This window comes from Bacteroidota bacterium, assembly GCA_018692315.1.
Classification (GTDB): domain Bacteria; phylum Bacteroidota; class Bacteroidia; order Bacteroidales; family JABHKC01; genus JABHKC01.
This window is the reverse complement of sequence record JABHKC010000114.1, coordinates 1-25,749: the sequence shown is the minus strand read 5'-3', so window position 1 is coordinate 25,749 and position 25,749 is coordinate 1. Positions and strand designations below refer to the sequence as shown.

Genomic DNA, 25,749 nt, shown 5'->3' with positions numbered 1-25,749 from the left:
TGCACATCATCATTGACCGTCCTCAATTTTTATTCCATCAAAATAGCTCGCTATTACTCAAAAATAAAAATCTGTGGTAGTTCAAATCTGACACACATTTTGAACTTTCGTTACGAAAATTTGTGAATTATTCAGGCTAAAGCTTCAAAAATTAGAGATATTTTGCTTGAAAGTAATATGACATTTTTTGCTCCCAACTTTTTGATAACTGAGATATACACTCATAAAGACAAGTTAATAAAAAATTCAAAACTTACAGAATCAGAATTTTATTTGTATTTCAATGGAATTATAGAACGTTTGAAATTTGTTTCAACTGATTTTATTGGGATAGATAGTCGACAAAAAGCTTATGATTTATGCAAAGATATTGACATTAAGGATACTCCATTTATTGCATTAGCGATTGTTTTAGATCTTCAAATTTGGACAGGTGATGAAAAATTGAAAGATGGACTTAGATTGAAAGGATATCAAAATTTCTATAATCTATAAAAAACGCTGCACAACATTTAAGCATTTCAACCCTTTATAAATACTTCCTTCAATTGAACCAAGCAGGATTATCAGAAAAATAGATTTCAATATTAATAAATCAATTTTTTTGACAATTTTGTGAACAATTTTAGTTATCAAAACCGAACCATTATATTCATTATCATTATAAATTTTATTTCAGAAATTTTTCAAAAAAAAATGCAATATTTGCCGATAGATTTATTGCAAATAATTTATAAATAATACCCGTAAAAGGTAATAGATATAACAATTCATTAAAAAACCACCAGAAAAAAGCATTAGAAATGAAGGATATTAAAACTATAACAATCATTGGAGCCGGATTGATGGTAAAACCAATGGTAGATTATTTCATTGAAAAAAAAGAATACAAAATAATTATAGTTGATCAATTTATTGAAAAAGCGATAAACATAAAGGGGAACAGACCGGAGTGCACTGCCTATGAATGGCGAAACAACGACACCAAACAACTTGATAATATTGTTAAAAAGTCTGATATAGTAATCAGCATGGTCCCCAAGCCTGTACATCTGATAATTGCCAAATCTTGCTTGAAATACAAAAAGAATATGGTAACAGCTTCGTATGAAGTTCCAGCCTTAATGGAATTAAAAAATGAAGTTGAAAAGCAAGAAATCCTGATTTTGAACGAACTTGGAGAGGTTCCGGGAATGGATCATTTTGGAACCCAGATGCTTATCGACCAAATTAAAAAAGATAATGGTCGTATTTTAAGTATAAATTCCTACGGGAGTGGAATTCCTGCATTCGAATCAAATAATAATCCGATGGGATATAAATTCAGTTGGGACCCTGTAACAGTTTTTACTGCTGCTCAAACTGCTGCTGCATATTTTAAGGACGGAGAAAAGATATTTATTCCCGGAGATAAACTTTTTGAAAACTTCTGGTTCGTTGAGATTGATGATCTTGGCATTTTTGAAACTTATCCAAATAAGGATGTTGAAAAATATATTGAACCATTCGGTTTGGATGAAAATATTTCATTCTATCGCGGACTTTTGAGATATTCAGGATATTGCAATAATATGAGATATATGGAGAAATTGGGTTTATTTGATAATAAAAAAATCAATAATTTCGAAAACAAAACCTTTCTACAATTTACAAGCTCATTAATAAACAAGGAGTCATCTGAGAATTTAGAAAATAATATTTCAGAATTCTTAGAAATCAACAGAAATTCAGTTTTCTTACATAGAATGAAATGGTTAGGACTTTTCGATGATAAACAAATACCTTTGGAAAAAGGGACTAATCTAAATGTGCTTTTAAACAGGATGTTAGAAAAAATGGCTTATGCTCCCGGCGAAAAAGATATGATAATAATTCATATTGAAATTATTGCAGAATTTGCTAGCGGAGTTAAAGAAAAAAGAATTGCTACTATGAATGTTTTAGGAGATCCTGAAGGAGAAACAGCCATATCGAAAGCTGTTGCACTTCCAACGGCAATTTCTTCAAGACTAATTGTTGATGGTAAAATTAACGCAATAGGTTTACGAATGCCACCCAATTTGCCTGAACTTTATAAACCGGTTTTAGAGGAATTAAAAGAGTATGGATTTGAGTTTCATACAAAACGGATAAAATTATAAGCAAATATTTTTTGTCCTTTCAATAAAATAATTCACAATTTGAAATATTCATTTTTGAATTTTAGCTTTACATATTTCAAGTAATGTCAGGCTTTTTGTCTAAAACATAAAACCAAAATTCCAAAATCTGAGCACAACTTATAAGCCAAAATAAAAATAAATTCTTCTCATTTGTATTGCTTGATTACTTTTGCAAATTTTTTTGAAAGTATATCGAACATTATGGAAATAAGAAATATTGCAATCATTGCCCACGTAGATCATGGTAAAACAACTATGGTTGATAGAATTTTACATCAAGTGAAGTTGTTTAGAGAAAATCAGGAAGTTGAAGATTTGATTTTAGACTCAAACGATTTGGAACGCGAAAGAGGAATTACTATCTTATCAAAAAATGTATCGGTCAGATATAAAGAAACAAAAATAAATATTATTGACACTCCCGGACACTCCGATTTTGGTGGCGAAGTAGAGCGTGTTTTAAACATGGCTGATGGTGTTTTACTGCTTGTTGATGCTTTTGAAGGACCTATGCCACAAACTCGTTTTGTTTTGCAAAAGGCATTGCAACTTGGATTGAAACCAATTGTTGTAATAAACAAAGTTGACAAACCAAATTGTAATCCCGAGGAAACAAATGAGCTTGTTTTTGAGTTGATGTTTTCCTTAGATGCTACTGAAGAACAATTAGACTATCCCGTTGTTTATGGTTCGTCGAAACAAGGTTGGATGGGTTCAGACTGGAAAAACCCTACCAATGATGTAACATTTTTGTTAGATACAATAATTGAACATTTTGAAGCTCCAAAGTTTAATCCCGGAACTTTACAATTGCAAATAAGTTCGTTAGATTATTCTTCATATACCGGCAGAATTGCAGTAGGAAGAATTCACAGGGGTAGCATCAAAATGGGCGATCAGGTCTCTATTGTTCAAAGAAATGGTCTGGCAAATAAATCTGTTGTAAAAGAACTTTATCGTTTCGAAGGGCTGGGCAAAGAGAAAATAAAAAAGGAAGTAAAATCGGGTGAAATTGTTGCAATAATGGGACTTGAAAATTTTGATATAGGCGATACCATTACCGATTTTGAAGCACCTGAAGCACTTAAACCAATCACGGTTGACGAACCTACTATGAGCATGCTTTTTACGATTAATAATTCACCATTTTTCGGGAAGGAAGGAAAATATGTAACTTCGAGACATGTAAGAGACAGACTTTTCAAAGAGACAGAAAAGAATTTGGCTTTAAAAGTTGAGGACACAGATTCGCCGGATAAGTTGTTGGTTTACGGAAGAGGTATCCTCCATTTGTCAATTCTGGTAGAAACTATGAGACGAGAAGGCTATGAAATTCAATTAGGTCAACCAAAGGTAGTTATCAAGGAAATTGATGGTTATAAACACGAGCCGGTCGAGCTTTTGTATGTAAACGTTCCAGAAGAATTTTCCGGAAAAGTTATAGAAATTGTTACAAAACGAAAGGGCGATATTCTTAATATTGAATCAAAAAATGAAAGAATAAATCTCGAATTCAAAATCTCAGCTAGAGGACTGATTGGTTTAACAAATCCAATACTTACTGCCACAGAAGGTAAGGCTGTTGTTTCGCACCGTTTCAAAGCTTACGAGCCCTGGAAAGGAGAAATTTTGAATAAAAGAAATGGTGCTCTCATAGCAATGGAAACAGGGACATGTATTGCATATTCGATAGATAAACTTCAGGACAGAGGGAACTTTTTTGTAGAACCAAACGATGAAATTTATGCAGGACAAGTGATTGGCGAAAGTACGCGATACGACGATCTGGTAATAAATATTATTAAGACAAAAAAATTGTCGAATATGAGAGCTTCGGGCTCCGACGAAAAAATGTCGATTGCACCTGCAATAAAGTTTTCAATGGAAGAAGCTATGGAATATATTGCTGAAGATGAGTACGTTGAGATTACTCCAAAATCTATTAGAATAAGGAAAATATTGCTAAACGAACACGATAGAAAGAGGCAAAAGAAAGCTAATATTTAATCAATTTTCTGATGCTATCTTCATTAGGTAAGCAAATTCCCTTTTCAGTAATGAGAGCAGTAACAAGCCTTGCAGGGGTTACATCAAAAGAATAATTTGCAACACAACTATTTTCTGGGGTGAGCAGGACTTTTTCGATTCTATTGTCTAAGAATCCTTCAATATATTTTACTTCATCCTGATTTCTTTTTTCAATAGGAATTTCTCGAACACCATCGGAAATATTCATATCGAAAGTTGAAGTAGGAAGGGCAACATAAAACGGCACATTATTGTCGCTGGCAGCAAGTGCTTTCAAGTATGTTCCAATTTTGTTGCAGACATCTCCTGTTCGGGTGGTTCTGTCGCTTCCAACTATCACAAGGTCAACCATTTTGTGCTGCATAAGGTAGCCGCCTGTATTGTCGGCAATTATTGTGTAATCTATCTTTTGATTTTCTAATTCCCAGGCAGTCAATCGGCTACCCTGATTTCTTGGTCGGGTTTCATCTACCCAAACATGAATTTTAATTCCTCGTTTTGCTGCTTCATACATTGGTGCAGTTGCAGTTCCATAATCGACACATGCAAGCCATCCAGCATTGCAATGAGTTAGAATATTGACAGTTTCTCCGTTTTTCTTTCTCGAAATTTCTTCAATTATTGAAAATCCAATTTTTCCAATTTTTCGACAAGAATCTACTTCATTTTCAGCAATTTCATTTGCAGTTTCTAATGCTACTTTTGTTTTCTCCGAAAGGCTATCTACTTTCGAAATTGCCAAGTTCACTTGTTCAAGACAAAATTCAAGATTTACAGCTGTAGGACGAGATGCTTTTATTTCCTGAATAGTTTTACTTATAAATTCTTCAATTTGAGCATTTTCAGGCATGTTTTTCAAAGCAAAAAAAAGTCCATATGCTGCTGTAACACCAATCAATGGAGCCCCGCGAACATACATTTCCGAAATTGCCCGAATACATTCTTCAGCAGTTTGTAATTCTACAATTTGAAATTGAAATGGTAGTTTCCGCTGATCAATAATTTTGACTAATCCTCCTTTTTCTGGGGCAAACCATATTGCTCGAAAATGTTTTCCGTTTATTTGCATTTTTTATTTTGGGAATTATGCAGCCTTCAAAAAAAATCGTACTCTCAATCTCTAAAGACTTTCAACTTTATGAACTTTCAACTTTTTATATTCCAGACTTAAGATTTTTTTTCTAAAATCGACATTTGCTTTATGCTGCATAAGAAAATCGCTACCTATAAGTCCGTGTATTTCTTTCTTAATAATTTTCTTATAAAGATTATTGATATGCTCAAGGCTGATTAATATTGTTTCAAAATTTTCTATGACAAGATCACCAATAGTAAAATTATCTGCTATTCCAATTTTTGTTTCAATTTCTCCGGCATTTATGCCAGCAGTAAGAACTTCTTCTTGAATTGATTCTTTTCTAAATAAATGTTCTGGCAAATGACAATCAAAAACAGTTTTCGATGCACCGGTATCAATAATTAAACTACATTCTTCATTATCATTTAAAAAACCTTTTACAAATAGATGGATTCCTTCTCCCTCTAATTCAATAATTTCTATTGGTATTTTCGTTCTCATCTACATTTTTTTCATTACTAAAACTATATTTTCATATTTCATTTCCATTAAATCTTGACATATCGAATATTTAATAGAGATGAATTAAACTAAATCCATGAACTGTTAAAAATAAATTAGGTTACAAAAAAATGCCCTACAAACTTTGAAGGGCATTTAAATCATTTTAGTTCTTTATAGAAACTACTATTTTCTACGAGATTTTTTCTTTTTCTTCTTTTTACCATCTTCTTCTGGCATCAAAACTACTTGTACATAATCGTTTAGATTTATGTATTTGCTTGCAGCATTTTTAATATCTTCACCATCTACTGCCATCACTTTGTCTTCAAAATTAGTCAGGCTTTCGAAATTCCCTTCATAAAAACAGTTGTAATACAATTTGTTCAACCAATAATTATTTTTCTCAAGATCAGTCTCACGTTCACGAATAAGAGATTCTTTCACTTTTTCAAGGTCAATTGCATAAGGTCCATTTTCAATAATTTCGTTCATTTCATCATAAACTGTAAATATTAAAGAGTCTGCTTTGTCTGGAGAGCAACCAAAAAATACATTGATCGAATATTCTGATTCGGGATATTTTTCTGTGTTATCCGAAATTTGAACTCCATAAACTCCTCCCTGATCTTCTCTCATGTTTTCTCTCAATTTTATCGAAAGAATTTTCATCATCATATTCAAATGAAGACGATCTTCGTAATTCCATTCAATGTCTCCGCTCATCATAATTCCAACCATACCTTTTGGCTCGGTTCCTTTTCTTACAACAATTTCATGTTTACCTGTTGGGAATTCAGGTTCTCTATTTTTCCATTTTTCATCGACATTTTTCACTGGCAATCCACCAAGATATGTCTCAAGAAGTGGAATTATTGAGTCTGTTTTAAAATTTCCTACTAAAAAGAATTTCCAATCAGAAGCATCTGCATATCTTTCGTTATATATTTTATATAAATCGTCTAAGTCTATGCTGTTTAATTGTGCCTCGGTTGGAAGAACAATTGTTCGAGGATCGTTTTGCGAAACAGTTTTTATCAAAGTGTCATAAAATGCCATTTGAGGACTGGCACCCATAAATTTAAGCTGATTTTTCATTTTCGAAATAAATGCTTCGTGTGCAGTTTTGTCTTTTCTTGGTTTTGTAAAATACAAATAGTTAAGTTGTAGCATTGTTTCAAAATCGGCAGGAGTTGAACTTCCTCTAACTCCTTCGGTAAGAGAACCAATGCTTGGCGATAGGCTTACAATTTTACCGGCAAGTTTTTTCTCAAGGGCTGTGTTGTCAAAACTACCAATTCCACTTTGATTGATAATATTTGAAGCAAAATTTGCTGACATAAATTTGTCGTTTTCGTAAAGAGAACTCCCACCAAGACTGAAACCTTTGAAAAGAATTTCATCGTTTTTATAGTCAGTTTCTTTCATTATAACTTGCACACCATTTCCTAATGTTACCATGGTGAAATCGAAATCTTTGTTTTCAACTCGCTTTGTTACTTTTGTTCCTTTTGGAATTTCCATTAAAAGGGGTTCGTCAACTACTTCGTCAACATAAGCTGTCAGTTTAACTGTTTTTACTTTCTCTACAATTTTAAGGATATCTTCCTCAGTTGGAATTTCAACGCCTTCTTTTTCGGGTCCTGTAACGCTTACTACGAGATTCTTTTCTGTTATCCATTTTTTTGCCAAAGCATTTATTTCTTCAAGGGAAATTCCCGGCAAAAATTCTTCAACATATTTTAGTTCGTTTAAAATTCCGGGCATCGACTCATAAGTCAAAAAATTGCTAACATATTCTCTTGCATAACTTTTCGATGGAGTTTTGTCAAATTCTTTAGCCGACTTTTTATACGAGCTCAAAACTTCTTCTTTTTGGCGTTCTAATTCTGTTTCTGTAAAACCAAATCTTTTTACACGTTCGCTTTCGGAAAGTAGAACCTCAAAACCCTCGTCAATCTGATTTTCTTTCATCATTCCGAAAGAAGCATAAGCATCGTTTGAACGTGCTAGAAAATCGCCATAATAAGAATAGCCATAAATAAATGGAGCGTCTGGCTGCTGCGAAATTTCTCTTAATCTATTATTTAACATGCCATTATATAACTGATTAAGAATATTTTGACGATAGTCTCCTATCTTTTCATTAATCATATTTTCATGCTTGTAGAAAAACTGTAAAGAATTATTTGTAGCTTCTACGTCGGTTTGAATGCTAATGAGTGGTTTGTCGTTGTCCGGCAAACCATATTCAATGCGTTTTTTGATTTTGTCAGGATTTTTTATGTTTGCAAAATGTGATATGATTTTTTGCTCGGCTTCATTCACGTCGATGTCTCCAACAACTACAACTGCCATCAAATTTGGTCGATACCAATCTTTATAAAACTGACGTAAGGTGTCGTAAGGTGAATTGTCGATAACATCCATTAAGCCAATTGGTAGGCGATTTGCATATCTTGAACCTTTAAAAATTATTGGAAAAGATTTTTTTCGCATTCTGTCGTCGGCTCCCAGGCCTAATCGCCATTCTTCTTTAATTACGCCTCGTTCTTTGTCAATTTCTTCGTCGAGAAAACTTACATTGTGTGCCCAGTCTTCAAGGACTTGATATCCTTTGCTTAATAGTTCGGGATCATCGGTAGGAAGTTGTAGCATATAAACTGTTTCGGCAAAGCTGGTATAAGCATTAAGATCAGCTCCAAAACGAATTCCCATTTTTTCGAGAAAATCGACTAATTCGCTTTTCTCAAAATTTTTGGTGCCATTGAAACACATATGCTCGCAAAAATGAGCTAAACCACGCTGTGCTTCTGTTTCGTAAAGAGATCCGGCATTTATGGCAAGGCGCATTTCAACTCTGTTTTCCGGCTTTTTGTTTTGCCTGATATAATATATCAAACCATTGTCGAGCTTTCCTATTTTAACATCTGGATCAATAGGCATTTTCTGATTTGCATCAACTTGTGCAAAAACATTTGTAAACAAAAAGCTCATTACTAAAAATAAGCTTATAAGAACATTAATTTTTTTCTTCATAACAGGATTTTAGTTTTGGTAATAAATAAAATGTTTAATAAAAGTTATTAATTATACTTCATCAATAAAATTCAATCAAATTTAAATTTAAAAATTTATGCAAATGTATTTACTTTATTTATATATATGATGAATTATTTCAATTTTTAACCTCATTTAACTAATTTCTGGGAAATGGCATATTTTACTAAAGTATATTTCTCGCAAAGTCTCTAATTTGCAGAGAAATATAACCAAATATTTTGGAATTGGAATGGCAAATAGTTTCAACATAAAGTATTAATATTTCTAACTTTTTCCGGCACCTTTGAAATAGTATTCCTTATCGGAAAAAAGAATATTGAAAGTTGTCAGGCTACCGTATGCTCTTGAAATATATTGCTGAATATTAACCTTTTCTTCGTCAGAAAGTGATTTATTACTATTTATGTTTTGCTCCAAAACTCTCAATCGATCGCGTAGCATCACAATTTTATGGAAAAATACTTCAACAGGTATTTCTTTTGGTTTAAGGTTCGTATCGGCAGGTTGTAGAATCATTGTGCCATCTTTCCATTTTTCGCCGAGTGGTACAATTTCGTTAAGCGAATTATATTTATCTAAAACATACGACATTAGTTCTTCAATTTCCCTGAGATCAATACCCGATTCTTTATTTTCGTTTTCAGAAATTTCTAAAATATCGATATCATCGCTCGTTCTGGAAATTTCAACTTTTCCTCTTCGTTCGAAAAAAATTTCATAACTCGTAATATTAACTCTGCTAATTATTCCTTCGCCATAGGTAGAATGGTCAATTCTTGTTCCTGCCGGTAAATTATCATTCATTGTTTTATGTCTTTATTATAAAATATCAAATTATTTGTTTTTCAAACTTTCGCCGCAATGCTTGCAAAAACATGCATCATCGTCGTTTGGATTTTTTTTACAGTCGGGGCAATTATGAGAAGAATAATTGTGCTTGATTTTTGTGAGTTCGGCAGATACAATTCCTGTTGGGACGGCTATTATCGCATAACCCATAATCATTACAAAGCTTGCTACAAACTGTCCTAATGTTGTATGTGGAGCAATATCGCCATAGCCAACAGTAGTAAGAGTTACTATTGTCCAATAAATGCTGCGAGGAATGCTTGTAAATCCATTTTCTTCGCCTTCAATCAAATACATAAAAGTTCCAATTATTATTACAATCATCATAACTGCGAAAAGGAAAACGCTTATTTTTGCACGACTGGCACGGAGCGACACCATCAGTTTTTTACTTTCTTTAGTGTAGCGCGAAATTTTTAATATTCTGAAAACACGAAGTAGTCTTAATGCCCTGATTACCATCAAACTCTGTCCGCCAACAATAAATAATCCGATGTAGGTTGGCAAAAACGAGAGCAAATCTATTATTCCGTAAAAGCTAAATATATATTTAGCAGGTTTTTTTACAATGAAAATTCTTAAAAAATATTCTAAGGAGAAAATTATAGTGATTATCCACTCAGCAATTTTCAGTATTTTGCCATATTCGTCAGAGATTGACGGAACACTTTCGAGCATTACAAAAATTATGCTTATTAGAATAATTATCAGCAAACTAAGATTAAAAAATCTACCTCTTTTTGTATCCGAATCAAAAATTATTCGATATAACTTTTCTCTAATATTCGTTTTCATTCAACAATTTCATTTTAAAAAGTGCGATAAAAATATGATTTTTTGGTCAAATTTAGAAATTGATTAATTTTCCAAATTATTTTATTAATGATTATCTAAATTTATATAGCTATCATTCATGTTGTTAGAATTAATTGAAAAGAATTTTTATGAAGCTCAAAAATCTATTGCAGATTTTATTTCAGACAAATCAAATTTTGTTGCAATAGAAAATGCTGCGCTAAAAATGTTTGAAGCTTTAGAATCGGGGAATAAAATCATTTCTTGCGGAAATGGTGGATCAATGAGCGATGCAATGCACTTTGCCGAAGAATTGTCAGGATTTTTTCGAAAGAAACGAAAATCTTTTGCTGCAATATCTATTTCCGATCCTTCGTATATTTCTTGTGTTGCCAACGATTTGGGCTACGACTATATTTTTTCAAGATTTGTAGAAGGGCATGGGAAAACAGGCGATGTTCTGCTTGCAATCAGCACCAGCGGAAACTCAGAAAATGTTGTTCTTGCGGCAAAAGAAGCCAAAACAAAAAATATGATAGTAGTTGCTTTGACAGGGAAAAACGGCGGAAAATTAGCTGAAATCTGCGATATTGAAATTCGAGCACCATTTTCGGAATTTTCCGACAGGGTTCAAGAAATTCATATTAAAATAATTCATACTTTAATTAATTGCATTGAAGAACAATTGAATAATAAAATCTAAAACCATGAGCGAAAAAATCAAGGAGTTTCGAGAATATCGCATGAAAATGAATGACAAATTGCTTTCCGGCGATAATAAAGTTATAAAACGCTTATTCAATCTCGACACAAACACATATTCCGAAGGAGCCTTATCTTCAAAGACAAAAGAAATGTTAGGATTGGTTAGCTCAATGGTTCTTCGCTGCGACGATTGTATAAAATATCATCTCGAACAATGCTACATTGCCGGGCTAACAACTGAGGAGCTGTTTGAAATATTTTCAGTAGCAAATATTGTTGGTGGAACGATAGTTATTCCGCACACTCGGCGGGCTTTGGAATTTTGGGAAGAATTGAACGAGAAATTAAATAATTGATTTAAAATGAAAGTATTACTAATAGGTTCAGGAGGACGAGAGCATGCTTTGTCATGGAAAATTGCCCAGAGCGAAAAATTAACAAAACTCTATATTTCGCCCGGAAATGCCGGCACAATGCAGCATGGCGAAAATGTAGAAATTGACATATCGGATTTTCGGAATGTGAAAAAGTTTGTGCTCAATAATCAGGTTGAAATGGTTGTTGTTGGGCCCGAGGAACTTTTAGTTAAAGGTTTGCACGATTTTTTTGCTGATGACGATGAATTGAAGTCTATAAAATTTATTGGGCCAAAAAAAGATGGTGCCATTCTCGAAGGCAGCAAAGAATATGCGAAAAAGTTTATGCAAAAATATAATATCCCTACTGCATCATACATTAGTGTAAATTCTGAAAATATCGCTGAAGGATTAGAGTTTCTGAAAAAGCAATCGCCACCGTTTGTGCTAAAAGCCGACGGACTGGCAGCCGGCAAAGGTGTAATTATTTGCGACAATTTGAAACTTGCAGAAACAAACCTTCGCGAAATGCTTGGCGGAAAATTCAAAGAAGCGAGCAAAACAGTTGTTATTGAGGAATTTTTGTCGGGTATTGAACTTTCGGTTTTTGTTTTCACCGATGGTATTTCTTATAAAATTTTGCCCGAAGCAAAAGATTATAAACGAATTGGCGAAAAAGATTCGGGATTGAATACCGGAGGGATGGGAGCAATTTCGCCTGTAGGTTTTGCATCAAAAGATTTTTTAGAAAAAGTTGAAACACATATTATTAAACCAACTATTTCTGGTTTGATTGCAGAAAAAATTGATTATAAAGGATTTATATTTTTCGGATTGATGAATGTTGATGGCAATCCTTATGTTATCGAATATAACGTAAGAATGGGAGATCCCGAAACTGAGGTTGTTATTCCGAGAATAAAAAACGATATTTTAGATTTGTTTGAGGCTATTGCCATGCAGAAAATTCACACAAAAAACATAGAAATAGATGATAGAACCTTGGCTACAGTAATGTTAGTTTCAGAAGGATACCCAGAAGATTATAAAAAAGGATTTGAAATTCATAACATCGAAAAAGTTGAAAATAGTCTGGTTTTTCATGCAGGAACAAAAAAATCAGATGAAAAAATTCTGACAAATGGTGGCAGAGTTCTGGCAATTAGTTCGTTTGGCAACGATAAAAATAGTGCCATCGAACAGTCTAATATAAATGCAGAAATCATTGATTTCAGAGGAAAATATTATAGAAAAGATATAGGATTTGACCTTTAGGAAACCTCTAAAAATGCAAATTTCTTACGCCTTGAAATTTACTATTTTTAGAAGTCCCCTTTTGATAAAACCATATTATTATTCCGAAGAATCATAAATTGCTCTTCAAACTTGATGATTAATTTTACCGAAAATGATATTTAAAACTATAAGCACAATTAAAGCTCATAATTTGTTAGTAATTCCTTTATTGACGGGCATTTTGTGGATTAAATATTTTGCGTTTTCTGCAATCGAAACTACAAATATTTCGGAATTTCAAATGCCACTGTTTCAATTAATCAATAATTTTTTTGTTTGGTCTGACACAATTTTATTATTGCTTATTAATATTTTAATATTAGTGCAAGTCTATCTGTTGATTCGTTTGAACAATAAATTTATTCTTATTGATAAAAGGACATATTTGCATGGAATAATTTTTACAGTATTTTGCATTAGCCTTAATAACTTAAACAACTTGCTGCCAGCACTTTTTGCAAATATTTTCATAATATTGGCAACAGAAAAAATCTTTGATACATACAAATCGGATAGTTTGTTTTCCAACTATTTCGATGCAACACTGCTAATCTCAATTTCAAGCTTGTTACATTTCAATGCTATTTTTTTGATAGTTTTTGTTTTTGCAGGTCAAATAATAATTCGATCATTCAATTTTCGCGAATGGCTGATAATTATTTTAGGATTACTGACACCATATATAATACTGTTTTTATATTTCTTTTTGGTTGATAATCTATTATTTTTTAATGAATTAGCTGAATATTATTTTTTTGATTATCAAAATAAATTTGAATTGAGCTTAATAAAAACAGGATATTACGTATTCATTCTGATATTGCTATTAATTTCCGGAATTTTTTCCTTAAATAAATTCAACAAGCTTAAAATCAATAGAAGGAAGTTTTACACATTGTTTTTTCTATTAATAATATTTTCAGCAGCAATTTTGTATTCTTTGCCAAAAGCCGGATTCGAAACCTTAGTTTTTGTTTCAGTTCCTTTTTCATTTATTATATCGGACTACTTGCTTGCAGTAAAGAAAAAATGGTATAGCGAATTTATATTTTTATTATTACTTGCAGGCTCAATTTTGGCTCAATTATTTTGAATTTGAAACCTTTCCATCAGATACTTCTGTTTCAGATTTAGTAATGTAATCCCATTTGTCTTTATAATCTTCTAAACTCTTTTTCATTACCACTTGTTTTTGCTCTTTGAATATTTTTCTAATGCTTTTAGTTCCATAACTGTCCGATAAAATAAAATAGGAAAAAAGCTCAATCTAAACTAATCCAAAACCAGCCTGCAACTAACAGGAAAATGATCAGAAAAATCAACTTTTATAGTTTGATAATCATACGATTGAATTTTTTCGTCATGAAAAATATAATCGATACGAAACGATGGGAATATTCCTGTAAACGAATTTTCGAAACCATGACCTGATTCCACAAATGCATCTAAGAGTTCAGCTATTAGTTCACTATAGGTGTATGAAACTGGCGTATCATTGAAATCTCCGCAGATAACGATTTTGTATGGAGATTTTTTCATATGCGCCGAAACTATTGCTACTTGATCTGAACGTTTTTGATAGGCTATTTTCATCCTTTTTGTAATATCTTCAATTTGTGCAATATTTTCCTCATCGTACTTAAAACTCATAGTATCAAGATAATGATAGTTTTTTAAATCGAAGCGAATTGATTGTAAATGAAGATTGTATAACCTTATGGTATCCGAATTAATCTTTATGTCAGAAAAAATAGAAATATTCTTAGTGTCGTCAAATCTAATTTCACCTCTGTTGATGATAGGATATTTGCTATATGTTACTACTCCATAATATAAGTTTCTATTCGATTTTGTGTATGCGAAATGAGAATATCTTGCCATTTTATGATTAGCAACATATTTATAAGATCTTGCAGTATTAGAACTGTTGCTTACAAATTCCTGAAAGCAAAAAATGTCTGGATTCTGGCTTGCAGTAAATTCAAAAATTTCATCCGGACTATTATTTTGTTTCGTCCAATTATATAAATCGAATAGTCTAACATTATAAGTTAAAAGTTTAAAGTCGTTCGTATTCTCATTTTCAAATTCACTTTTTTCTTTTGAAAAATTAATTTGGAAGCTCCTCGAAAAATATTGCCAACCCAGCAAAATTGTAATTATTGAAATTAGTGCATATTTTGGTTTTCTAAAAAACCATAAGATTATGAAAATTATATTAGCTATTAATATTTGTGGATAAGCTAATCCGAAAAATGCAATAACCCATGTTTTTGATGGATTTACATGCGAAGCCAAATAACTAAAAAATAATACTACAATCAATATCAAATTGATAATTAGAAATATTTTATTGAGGAGTTTTTTCAAAATATATACTTAGAAGTATTAAAACTTGTAAATTAATTTATTTGTCGCTTGCTCTGAAAAGAATATCTTTTTCTTTTTGCGAAAGACTCGAATATCCCGATTTTGCTACTTTATCAAGAATTTTGTCAATTACTTCCTGTTGTTTTGCTTTGTCTTGATTATATTCTTCGTCTGTCATTTTTCTAACATTTTTGTATGTAATTTTTGGCTTTTTATCGAAATACCTAATAATTTTGTCGAAAAACCTATTTATCCCTTTCGTAAAATCTTTTCCTTTTTTCAAACTAACAATAAAATAATAGCCTAAAATTGCACCGCCAATATGTGCAATTTTTCCACCCGAGTTTACTGAAAAATCTAAAAGTGAAGTAAATACAAAAGCTGAAAGTGCAATATATTTTATTTTCACATTGCCAATAAACATCAAGTTTAAAGTATAATTTGGTGCATAAGCTGATATTGCAACAATAACAGCCATAACAGAAGCTGAGGCTCCCAATGCTACCGAACTTAAATATTGCTGTTCGAATCCGGGAAAAATATTATATGAAATAATATACAAAACTGCACCTGAGAGTCCGCCAAAAATATATATTCCAAGCAATTGCTTTTCGCTTAAATAAATAAGGAAAATTTTTCCAAACCAAAAAAGCCATAGCATATTGAAAAGAATATGTATAAAATTTTCGTGCAGAAACATATATGTAAAAATCGACCATGGGACTTTAGCCAGTGCCTCTATCGAAGAAGGAACTGCAAACCAATAAATTATAGAAATTTCTCTGTCTGGCGAAATATTAAAAATCGTAATAATTATTTCGAGAATATGAACAGATAAAAAAATAGCTAAATTTATGTATATCAGCTTGATAAGCACATCGCTATTTTTATAGCTGTTTTTAATTTCATCAACAATATTCATAATTTGAAAAACAATTTAATATACTTAAAAATACGGCAAATTTGACAAAAAAGTCTTAATATTTTCAAAAATAATAATTGAAATTTGCATCAATCAGTTTAATTTAACATAAAAATTACTCTAAATTAAGTATTTGAATACTTAAATTTTTCATGTAAAATATTTTTAATACTTTTGCAAAAATATCAAAACGTAAATTAAATGATAGTTTGATGATTAGAGACTTTAGGAAATTGCTTGTAATTTGTGCTGTTTTGTTGGTATCTATCTGTTTATCAACAAATTCGTTTGCAAGCGAAAATCAGCAAGACGAACACAATAGTTCTCATGAAAATGTTTTTGATCCCGGTTCATTCATTTTAGACCACATTGGAGATAGCTACGACTGGCACATCCTTACTTACAAAGAAACTCATGTTAGCATTCCATTGCTAATTATTGTGTATAGCGAAAACTCTGGGTTTAATGTTTTTTCTTCAGCAAAATTCCATCATGGACACGATTCATATAATGGATTCGAAATTGCCCACGATGGCGACTATAAAGGAAAAGTTGTTGAAGTGCTTGAAGATGGCTCAATAGTTCGTCCCTTTGATATTTCTATTACGAAAAATGTGCTTGCTCTATTAATCAGTTTAGGATTATTGCTTTGGATATTTCTATCGGTAGCAAAACTTTACAGAAATCGCGAGGGCAAAGCTCCAAAAGGAATTCAGTCTTTGTTGGAACCAATTATTATTTTCATAAGAGACGATATTGCAAAGGCATCGATTGGCGAGAAAAAGTACATGAAGTATCTGCCATTTTTATTGACATTGTTTTTCTTTATTTTTCTAAACAATGTTCTCGGCTTAATACCAATTTTTCCGGGCGGTGCAAATATTACAGGAAACATTGCAATTACTTTGGTTTTAGCTCTGTTCACTTTTGCCATCACCACTTTTAGTGGAAACAAAAACTATTGGACACATATAATCAATGCTCCGGGTGTGCCCTGGTGGCTGAAAATTCCAATTCCGCTTATGCCAATTGTTGAAATTGTTGGAGTTTTCACCAAACCGTTTGTATTGATGGTTCGTTTGTTTGCCAACATTTCTGCCGGGCATATAATTGCATTAGGCTTTTTCAGCCTGATTTTCATTTTCGGAAACCTTAGTATTTATGCAGGATACGGAATTTCGGTTCTATCTATAGCATTTACGGTTTTTATGACATTCCTCGAATTTTTAGTTGCTTTTATTCAGGCGTACGTTTTTACATTGTTGTCGGCACTATATTTCGGAATGGCAATTGAAGAACATCATTAAAAATATATTTAAAACGATTATACATTTATTAACTAAAAAAGTAGAAAAATGTTAACATTAACAAGTATTTTATTAGCTGTAGCAAATGTAGCAATTGCAAAAATGGGAGCCGGTATTGGAGCAGGAATTGCAGTTGTTGGTGCAGGTATTGGCATCGGTAAAATCGGTGGTAGTGCTATGGAATCGATTGCTCGACAACCAGAAGCTGTAGGAGATATTCGCTCGAATATGATTATAGCCGCTGCTTTAGTCGAAGGAGTTGCATTCTTTGCTATAGTTGTTTGTTTCTTAATTCTTTTCGTTTAAGAAATAAGAAAAATTTACTAACAGTTTAGCGGTTGGCTGAACTGTTAGTTTCATTTTGAAGTAAAATTTTAATATAAATATTATGCAATTAATTGTACCCGATTTAGGTCTTTTATTCTGGATGTTGGTTTCGTTCGGAATAGTATTGTTCGTTTTAAAGAAATTTGCCTGGAAGCCCATTTTGGGAGCTTTGAAAGAAAGAGAAGATTCTATTGAAAGTGCTTTGGAATCGGCAGAAAATGCAAAATCTGAAATGAAAAAACTTAAAGCCGACAACGAAGTAATTATCGTACAAGCCAAAGAAGAACGAGACAATTTGCTGAAAGAGGCACGCGATGTGAAAGAAAGTATCATAAAAGATGCAAAAGTAAAAGCTACTATAGAAACCGACAAGCTAATTGAAACAGCTCGTGTTTCTATTCAAAACGAAAAAGCAACAGCAGTTGTCGAAATCAAAAACCAAGTGGCAGAGTTGGCAGTAGAAATTGCTGAAAAGATACTCAAAAAAGAACTTGCCGATAAAAAATCTCAAAAGGAATATATCAAAGAATTGACAGAAAATATAAATCTTAATTAGTCGTAGAAAAAATGAATCAAGGAAAAATTTCTGTACGATATGCAAAAGCTTTATTCTTATTGGCAAAAGAAAAAAAGAGTATCAATAGCGTAAATAATGATATTTCTTTTGTCTTTTCCTTAGGAAAAACTATAAGTGAGTTTAAGCTACTTCTTGAAAGCCCCATTATAAATACTTCGCAAAAAATAAAGATTACAGAGAAGATTTTTAAAGGACAAATTTCAGAATTGACTCATTCATTTCTGAATCTTGTTTTGAAAAACAAAAGAGAGATGTATTTAATTGATATTTCAAGAAATTTCTTAGATCTTGTAAAAAAAGAAAAAGGAATCAAAACTGCATTTTTGACCACAGCATTTTCCATTGGCGAAGAACAAAGTTCCGAAATAAAACAAATAATTGAAAAACACTTTAAGTCTAAAATTGAATTTAACGAACAAATTAATGATAAAATTATTGGCGGATTTGTTTTGCGAATTGAAGACAAACAATACGATTCGAGTGTTTCAACTAAATTGAAAAGAATAAGGACAGAATTAGTAAACACTACTTTTGAAAAGAAATTTATTCAGACTGTGTAGAAGAATTATGAGTTTTGAATTATAAATTATGAATAACTCTTGATATAAAAATATTCAACAATAAATATAAAATAAACAATATGGCTGATATTAGACCTGCTGAAGTTTCAGAAATTTTGAAACAACAATTAGAGAATTTTAAAAACGAAGCCGAATTAGAAGAGGTTGGTACGGTTTTGCAAGTTGGCGATGGAATTGCCAGAATTTACGGTTTGTCAAACGTGCAGTCTAACGAATTAGTAGAATTTGAAAACGGTGTGAAAGGCATTGTTCTGAACCTTGAAGAAGACAGCGTAGGAGTTGTTTTGATGGGATCTTCCCAGGGCATCAAAGAAGGTGATGTAATCAGACGTACCCGAAAAATTGCCTCCATAGATGTTGGCGAAGGAATGGTAGGTAGAGTTCTCAATTCTATTGGAAATCCTATCGACGGCAAAGGGTCAATTGAAGGAGAACGTTATGAAATGCCACTTGAAAGAAAAGCTCCAGGAGTTATCTATCGACAACCGGTGAACGAACCTCTTCAAACAGGAATTAAAGCTATTGATGCAATGATTCCGATTGGTAGAGGACAGCGTGAACTTATTATTGGCGACAGACAAACCGGAAAAACTGCAATTGCAATTGATACTATCATAAATCAAAAAGAATTTTACGAAAAAGGTGAGCCTGTTTTTTGTGTATATGTAGCTATTGGTCAGAAAGGTTCGACGGTTGCAAATATTGCAAAAACTCTGGAAGAATATGGCGCAATGGATTATACTGTTATTGTTTCGGCAACAGCTTCCGATCCGGCAGCACTTCAGTTTTATGCACCATATGCAGGAGCGTCGATAGGAGAATTTTTTAGAGATACCGGTCGTCCTGCTTTGATTATTTACGATGATTTGTCGAAACAAGCAGTTTCTTACCGAGAAGTTTCCTTGCTCCTTCGCCGTCCACCTGGACGGGAAGCATATCCTGGCGATGTTTTTTATCTACATTCAAGATTACTCGAAAGAGCTGCAAAAGTTATAAATTCCGATGAAATAGCTCAGAAAATGAATGATATACCACCTTCCATAAAACATCTTGTGAAAGGTGGCGGATCGCTCACAGCTTTACCAATTATTGAAACTCAGGCTGGCGATGTTTCTGCATATATTCCTACAAATGTGATTTCGATTACCGATGGACAGATATTTTTAGAGTCCAACTTGTTTAATTCAGGGGTTCGTCCTGCAATTAATGTTGGTATTTCTGTTTCTCGTGTTGGGGGAAATGCTCAGGTTAAATCAATGAAAAAAGTTGCCGGAACGCTAAAATTAGATCAAGCACAATTTAGAGAATTAGAAGCATTTGCAAAATTTGGTTCAGACCTCGACGCAGTTACTATGGCAACTCTCGACAAAGGACGAAAAAATGTTGAAATTCTTAAACAGCCACAATATTCTCCGGTTCCGGTTGCCGAACAAATTGCAATTATTTATTGCGGCACAAAAGCAATGTTGAAAAAAATTCCGGTTGATAAAATCCGAAATTTTGAAATACAGTTTATTGATACTTTAAAAGCAAAACATAGTGATACTCTTAAATTACTGAGTGAAGGTAAATTAAACAAAGAAATTACCGACACGCTTGAAGAAGTTGCAAATGATATGATTTCTAAATATTAGTAGTTTCTGAAAAGAATACTGAATTTGAAAAATTGAATTAGAATTTTTGTTTTCAATATTTATAAATCAAAAGGAGAATTTGTACGGTAAAGCTTTATTTGAATAAAAATTATGGCAAATTTAAAGGAAATTAGGACACGAATTAGTTCGGTTACATCTACCCGACAGATAACCAGTGCTATGAAAATGGTTTCGGCGGCAAAATTGCGTAAGGCTCAGGATGCTATTTTGCAAATGCGACCTTATGCAAACAAGTTGCACGAAATACTTTTAAGTATTTCTGAAAATATAGATTCAAGTGAAGACAATGTTTTTGCAAAACAACGTGCTATAAATAAGGTTTTAATTGTTTCAGTAAGCTCGAACAGAGGACTTTGCGGAGCTTTCAATTCCAATGTAGTGAAACGAGCTATAGAATTAGCCGAACACAAATACCCTAATGAATTTAAAAATGGGAAGGTCGATTTTTTAAGCGTTGGGAAAAAAGCTTTTGAAATGTTAAAATCGAAAAAGCAAACTCCAATTGAGAAAAACAATCAAGAATTGTTCGACAGTCTGGATTACAAAACTGTTGCCGCTTTCGCTGAAAAGATAATGCAAAAATTCATTGATGGAGAATACGATAGAATCGAATTAGTGTATAATCAATTTAAAAATGCCGGAGTTCAAGTATTGACTGATGAGCAATTTTTGCCTATCGAAATTAAAGAGAAAAAAGAAACTAAAGAAGTACAAGATTACATTTTTGAGCCAAGCAAAGAATATATAATTGAAAAATTAATCCCTCGCTCACTGAAAATACAAATTTATAAATCTATTCTTGATTCGTTTGCTTCTGAACATGGTGCAAGAATGACAGCAATGCACAAGGCAACCGACAATGCCAGCGAGATGCTACGCGATCTTAAATTGCATTACAATAAAGCTCGGCAAGCTTCTATTACTAATGAAATTCTTGAAATTGTTGGTGGAGCTGAGGCTTTGAAAGGATAGGGCAAAATTGTTGAAAATATAATATCAATTGCAAAAAGGTTATCTGAAACGGATAGCCTTTTTTGTTTTAAGCCAGAGTTTCACTTTGAGTGAAGCTTTGACTCATTCTATGGCTATTGATTTACCTGCAATTTTCAAAATTTCTTTGCAAAATCCAAAACCAAAAACTTCAATATTTTTCAGCTTAATATCCTATCTTTGTACGAATTTAATTTGGAAATGATGAATAAGACTGAACTTAACGAACAGGAAGTAATTAGAAGAAATTCTTACGAAGAAATAGTAAAATTGGGTATAAATCCATATCCTGCAAAAGAATATAAGATAAATGCTAACAGCGAAGAGATTATTAAAAATTTTAATTCGGAGAAAAATAATTTTCAAAATATAAGTATAGCCGGAAGAATTATGAGCCGCCGAATTATGGGTAAGGCTTCATTTATTGAAATTCAGGATAGTCATGGTAGAATTCAGGTTTACCTAAATCGAGATATAATCTGCCCCGACGAAGACAAAACTTTATATAATGTTGTTTTCAAAAAATATTTAGATATTGGCGATATTGTTGGAATTGAAGGAGATGCGTTTATCACAAAGGTGGGCGAAATTTCAGTAAGGACAAACAAACTTACTATTTTGTGCAAATCTATTCGTCCTCTTCCAATTGTAAAAGAAAAGGACGGGAAAATATATGATGCCTTCCAAGACCCGGATTTACGATATCGTCAACGTTATCTCGATTTAATTGTAAATCAGTCGGTAAAAGACACTTTTGTTAAGCGTTCACAACTTATAAATTCGATGCGTAAGTTTATGAGCGATAAAGGATACCTTGAAGTTGAAACTCCAATTTTACAACCAATTTATGGAGGTGCTGCTGCAAAACCATTCAAAACTTATCACAACAAATTAGACCAAACTTTATATTTGAGAATAGCCAACGAGCTGTATCTAAAACGGCTAATTGTTGGAGGTTTCGATGGAGTTTTCGAATTTGCCAAAGATTTCCGTAACGAAGGGATGAGCCGATATCATAATCCTGAATTTACACAAATGGAACTTTATGTTGCCTATAAAGATTACAATTGGATGATGAATCTTGTGGAGGAAATGGTTGAAAAAATTGCATTAGACCTGCACGGAACCACAGTTGTTAAAGTTGGCGAAAATTCTATTGATTTTAAACGTCCCTGGAAAAGATTTACAATTTTTGAAGCTATACAGGAATATACCGGAATTGACATTTCTGAAATGAATGAGAAAGAATTGGTCGAAACTGCAAAAAAACTTGGTGTAGAGCTTGATTCAAGCATGGGAAAAGGAAAAATTATTGACGAAATATTTGGCGAAAAATGCGAAAAACTTTTAATTCAACCTACCTATATTACTGATTATCCGATAGAAATGTCGCCACTTGCAAAAAAGCACCGCAGCAAAGAAGGCCTGGTTGAACGATTTGAGCTTATTTGCAATCGAAAAGAAATTTGTAATGCCTATTCGGAATTGAACGATCCTATTGACCAGAGAGACAGATTTGAGCAACAGTTAGTTCTCGGAAATCGTGGCGATGAAGAAGCTATGGTTCTCGACGAAGATTTTCTTAAAGCCATAGAAACCGGAATGCCACCAACATCAGGGCTTGGAATTGGGATAGACCGATTGGCTATGATAATGACAAATTCCGATTCTATTCAGGATGTTTTGTTTTTCCCACAAATGCGATCAGAAAAGAAAGCTCAAAAAGATGATGACTCAAAATTCATGCAAGTTGGAATTGCCAAAGAACTTGTGCCATTAATCAATAAACTGGGAATTTTAACGATAGATGAGTTAAAAACTGCCAATCCAAACAAATTGCATCAAGAGATTTGCGGACTGAATAAAAAACATAAACTTGGTTTGGTGAATCCTAAAATTGAAGAGGTAAAGCTTTGGTTAAAAAATGATTAATTTATTTTGATTGATAAGAATTATGGATTTAAGCTTAAATAATAGAAGAGCTGCAGTTGCCGGAAGTACGCAAGGAATTGGGAAAGCAATTGCTATTGAACTGGCAAATCTTGGAGCAAATATCACATTAATTGCCAGAAATGAAACAGAACTTGCGAAAGTTTGCAAAAACCTGCCAAATTCTGGAAATCAAAAACACAATTTTATAGTTGCAGATTTTACCGAAACAAATTTGCTAAAGCAGAAAATCGAAAAGTATGTTGAAGATAATACTATAAATATTTTAATAAACAATACGGGAGGCCCTCCCCCCGGACAAGCTATTGCCGCTGAAACCTCAAACTTTGAAAAAGCTTTTTCGCAACATTTGGTTTGTAATCAAATATTAGCCCAGTCGGTTATTGAGGGGATGAAATCTTCCGCTTACGGTAGGATAATAAATATTATTTCGATTTCGGTGAAACAGCCAATACCAAATCTTGGAGTTTCAAATACTATCAGGGGAGCGGTTGCAAGCTGGGCTAAAACTCTTGCTAACGAGTTGGGAGAGTTTGGAATAACGGTGAATAATATTTTGCCCGGATATACCAATACTGCCCGATTGCAATCCTTACTTAAAAACACAGCTTCACGTTTGAATAAGACTATTGACGAAACAAAAAAATCTATTTACCAAACAATACCCTTAGAAAGATTTGCCACAGCCGAAGAGATTGCATTTGCTACTGCATTTCTCGCTTCTCCTTCGGCAGCCTACATAAATGGAATAAATCTTCCTGTTGATGGCGGTAGAATTGCTTGTCTCTAAGTTGAAAGTGAAAAGCAAAAAGTTTGAATGTTAGACCTGACAGGTTTTCAAAACCTGTCAGGTCTTTTTCGTTTGCAACAAATTGTTTTTTAATTATTATTTTGAATTTCCTTATAATTTTGTCTCCATTCAAGTTTAAATTTTATCCAAAAATGAGATTTTAGTTTTATCATCCACATTTCAGTATTTATTTACCGAAATAGATATTGGAATTAAAAATATTCACTAAAAATTCATTATTTTTGAAAAATATTTCATTTTTTAAAGAAATAGTTTGTTTATTCAAATTTTGTTCATAAATTTGGCAAGTGTTTTAACTTTGGTATTGTATATATTAGTATAGATATTTCTCGAAGTCATATTTTAAAACAAGTCAAATATTCTTTCTATACTATAATAAAATACTTTAAAAATTATTGTTGATGCAAATCTGACGAATTAAGTGAAATGCAAAATATGAAATTTCATAATATTTTCAGCATCCTATCATTAACAATTTGAATAAGACTTTATGAAAATAAGCAGATTGAATTGAAAAATGAAGTACTCTAATATATTTATTAACTAAAAACTATTACGATGAAAAATTCACTTATTTTGTTTCTTTTAAGTATTTTAACTGGCTTTATGTTTCAAAGCAAAATTGTAAATTCGCAAGACACAACCATTGTTGTAGGACCGCTAACTTTTGATATTTTTAATGCTTCATGCTCTTATGAACCTCAGGGTGCAATAGACCTTACAGTTGATCAAGTCGCATTTCCAGGCCCATATACATATTTCTGGCAAGGTGGTTATGGATTTACTTATATAACTGAGGATCTTGCATATTTATATCCCACATCTTATTCAGTAACTGTTACAGGGCAGGGAGGGAATATTGCATCAGGTAGTGTGAATGTAGGACAACCTCAAAGTTTGCAATTATCAATAGATATTACAAATGAAAACTGCAATTCATTAGGGAGTATAGATTTATCTGTATCAGGTGGAACAACACCATATTCATACTATTGGAACAATGGTGTAACAACACAAGACATTAGCAATCTTTCAGCAGGCCAAGTCTATACAGTTCTTGTTACTGATGCAAATTTATGTAATGCTGTTACTTCTGATATGGTTAGTTTAGACATAATTGATATTGTAATTTCTGTCACAGACGTAAGCTACTATGGTGGAAATGACGGGGAAATACAATTGTTAGTTAGCGGAACACCTCCTTTTACTTTCAATTGGCAAGAGGGAAATCAGTGGATTTCGGGTGGCACAACTATTTGTATAAATGACACTCTATCTGATCGACCAGCTGGTTTTTATGCAGTACAAATTACCGATGGAAATGGCTGTGTTGCTGATACAAGTATTGAAATTACTGAACCACCAAATTCAAATATTATCATTCAAGGTCCTTTGACCTTTGAAATTACAGATGCAGCTTGTGCTT

The 25,749-nt window shown here is 32.5% G+C and carries 23 protein-coding genes; 16 read left to right on the top strand and 7 right to left on the bottom strand.

The features are described 5' to 3' along the window. Positions 1-177: 177 nt before the first annotated feature. The 3 genes from HN894_09120 to typA all read left to right on the top strand — a co-directional run bounded on the left by HN894_09120 (position 178) and on the right by typA (position 4,169). Positions 178-495, top strand: a complete 318-nt coding sequence (locus tag HN894_09120; protein ID MBT7143486.1) for a nucleotide-binding protein — start codon at positions 178-180, stop codon at positions 493-495. 308 nt (positions 496-803) lie between these two features. After that, positions 804-2,141 carry a hypothetical protein gene (locus HN894_09115; GenBank protein MBT7143485.1) on the top strand — a complete coding sequence of 446 codons (1,338 nt, stop codon included), beginning with the start codon at positions 804-806 and terminating at the stop codon, positions 2,139-2,141. Between the two features lie 219 nt (positions 2,142-2,360). Beyond that, positions 2,361-4,169 (top strand): translational GTPase TypA, encoded by a 1,809-nt coding sequence (gene typA, locus HN894_09110; GenBank protein ID MBT7143484.1) that lies wholly within the window; start codon positions 2,361-2,363, stop codon positions 4,167-4,169. Here the strand turns inward: typA and mtnA are convergent. The 5 genes from mtnA to HN894_09085 all read right to left on the bottom strand — a co-directional run bounded on the left by mtnA (position 4,159) and on the right by HN894_09085 (position 10,476). After that, a complete protein-coding gene (gene mtnA, locus HN894_09105; protein ID MBT7143483.1) occupies positions 4,159-5,259 on the bottom strand; it encodes an S-methyl-5-thioribose-1-phosphate isomerase in 1,101 nt (366 codons plus the stop codon). The two genes, typA and mtnA, sit on opposite strands and share 11 nt — an antisense overlap. Positions 5,260-5,310: 51 nt before the next feature. Then, on the bottom strand, positions 5,311-5,769 hold the full coding sequence (locus tag HN894_09100) for a clan AA aspartic protease (protein ID MBT7143482.1): 459 nt from the start codon (positions 5,767-5,769) through the stop codon (positions 5,311-5,313). Between the two features lie 186 nt (positions 5,770-5,955). Further along, positions 5,956-8,808: an insulinase family protein gene (locus HN894_09095; protein ID MBT7143481.1), complete on the bottom strand. Its 2,853-nt coding sequence runs from the start codon at positions 8,806-8,808 to the stop codon at positions 5,956-5,958. Positions 8,809-9,096: 288 nt separating this feature from the next. Beyond that, positions 9,097-9,636, bottom strand: coding sequence for a hypothetical protein (locus tag HN894_09090; GenBank protein ID MBT7143480.1), 540 nt, complete (start codon positions 9,634-9,636; stop codon positions 9,097-9,099). Between the two features lie 30 nt (positions 9,637-9,666). Further along, a complete protein-coding gene (locus tag HN894_09085; GenBank protein MBT7143479.1) occupies positions 9,667-10,476 on the bottom strand; it encodes an ion transporter in 810 nt (269 codons plus the stop codon). A gap of 121 nt (positions 10,477-10,597) precedes the next feature. Here HN894_09085 and HN894_09080 point away from each other — a divergent pair, with 121 nt between their 5' ends. The 4 genes from HN894_09080 to HN894_09065 all read left to right on the top strand — a co-directional run bounded on the left by HN894_09080 (position 10,598) and on the right by HN894_09065 (position 13,926). After that, complete coding sequence (locus HN894_09080) at positions 10,598-11,179, top strand: SIS domain-containing protein (protein ID MBT7143478.1); 582 nt, start codon at positions 10,598-10,600, stop codon at positions 11,177-11,179. 4 nt (positions 11,180-11,183) lie between these two features. Next, the gene (locus tag HN894_09075; GenBank protein ID MBT7143477.1) at positions 11,184-11,537 is read left to right on the top strand and encodes a carboxymuconolactone decarboxylase family protein; all 354 of its coding nucleotides are present in this window, start codon (positions 11,184-11,186) and stop codon (positions 11,535-11,537) included. A 6-nt stretch (positions 11,538-11,543) separates the two neighbouring features. Continuing rightward, on the top strand, positions 11,544-12,812 hold the full coding sequence (purD, locus tag HN894_09070; protein MBT7143476.1) for a phosphoribosylamine--glycine ligase: 1,269 nt from the start codon (positions 11,544-11,546) through the stop codon (positions 12,810-12,812). Between the two features lie 133 nt (positions 12,813-12,945). Beyond that, positions 12,946-13,926 carry a hypothetical protein gene (locus HN894_09065; GenBank protein MBT7143475.1) on the top strand — a complete coding sequence of 327 codons (981 nt, stop codon included), beginning with the start codon at positions 12,946-12,948 and terminating at the stop codon, positions 13,924-13,926. A gap of 179 nt (positions 13,927-14,105) precedes the next feature. Here HN894_09065 and HN894_09060 read toward each other — a convergent pair whose 3' ends face one another. Both HN894_09060 and HN894_09055 read right to left on the bottom strand, forming a co-directional pair. Further along, positions 14,106-15,203 carry an endonuclease/exonuclease/phosphatase family protein gene (locus tag HN894_09060; protein ID MBT7143474.1) on the bottom strand — a complete coding sequence of 366 codons (1,098 nt, stop codon included), beginning with the start codon at positions 15,201-15,203 and terminating at the stop codon, positions 14,106-14,108. 37 nt (positions 15,204-15,240) lie between these two features. After that, the gene (locus HN894_09055; protein MBT7143473.1) at positions 15,241-16,125 is read right to left on the bottom strand and encodes a rhomboid family intramembrane serine protease; all 885 of its coding nucleotides are present in this window, start codon (positions 16,123-16,125) and stop codon (positions 15,241-15,243) included. Positions 16,126-16,337: 212 nt separating this feature from the next. Here HN894_09055 and atpB point away from each other — a divergent pair, with 212 nt between their 5' ends. The 9 genes from atpB to HN894_09010 all read left to right on the top strand — a co-directional run. Continuing rightward, positions 16,338-17,432 (top strand): F0F1 ATP synthase subunit A, encoded by a 1,095-nt coding sequence (gene atpB, locus HN894_09050; protein MBT7143472.1) that lies wholly within the window; start codon positions 16,338-16,340, stop codon positions 17,430-17,432. 48 nt (positions 17,433-17,480) lie between these two features. Beyond that, the gene (atpE, locus tag HN894_09045; protein MBT7143471.1) at positions 17,481-17,738 is read left to right on the top strand and encodes an ATP synthase F0 subunit C; all 258 of its coding nucleotides are present in this window, start codon (positions 17,481-17,483) and stop codon (positions 17,736-17,738) included. 82 nt (positions 17,739-17,820) lie between these two features. Next, complete coding sequence (locus tag HN894_09040) at positions 17,821-18,315, top strand: F0F1 ATP synthase subunit B (protein MBT7143470.1); 495 nt, start codon at positions 17,821-17,823, stop codon at positions 18,313-18,315. 11 nt (positions 18,316-18,326) lie between these two features. Further along, entirely contained in the window at positions 18,327-18,896 is a 570-nt protein-coding gene (atpH, locus tag HN894_09035; GenBank protein ID MBT7143469.1) for an ATP synthase F1 subunit delta, read from the top strand. An 80-nt stretch (positions 18,897-18,976) separates the two neighbouring features. Further along, complete coding sequence (locus HN894_09030) at positions 18,977-20,551, top strand: F0F1 ATP synthase subunit alpha (GenBank protein ID MBT7143468.1); 1,575 nt, start codon at positions 18,977-18,979, stop codon at positions 20,549-20,551. Between the two features lie 111 nt (positions 20,552-20,662). Beyond that, positions 20,663-21,544: an ATP synthase F1 subunit gamma gene (atpG, locus tag HN894_09025; protein ID MBT7143467.1), complete on the top strand. Its 882-nt coding sequence runs from the start codon at positions 20,663-20,665 to the stop codon at positions 21,542-21,544. Positions 21,545-21,766: 222 nt separating this feature from the next. Next, entirely contained in the window at positions 21,767-23,494 is a 1,728-nt protein-coding gene (lysS, locus tag HN894_09020; protein ID MBT7143466.1) for a lysine--tRNA ligase, read from the top strand. A gap of 22 nt (positions 23,495-23,516) precedes the next feature. Then, positions 23,517-24,302, top strand: coding sequence for an SDR family oxidoreductase (locus tag HN894_09015; protein MBT7143465.1), 786 nt, complete (start codon positions 23,517-23,519; stop codon positions 24,300-24,302). A 579-nt stretch (positions 24,303-24,881) separates the two neighbouring features. Further along, positions 24,882-25,749 (top strand): hypothetical protein (locus HN894_09010; protein MBT7143464.1); only part of this gene is annotated, 868 nt, incomplete at its 3' end.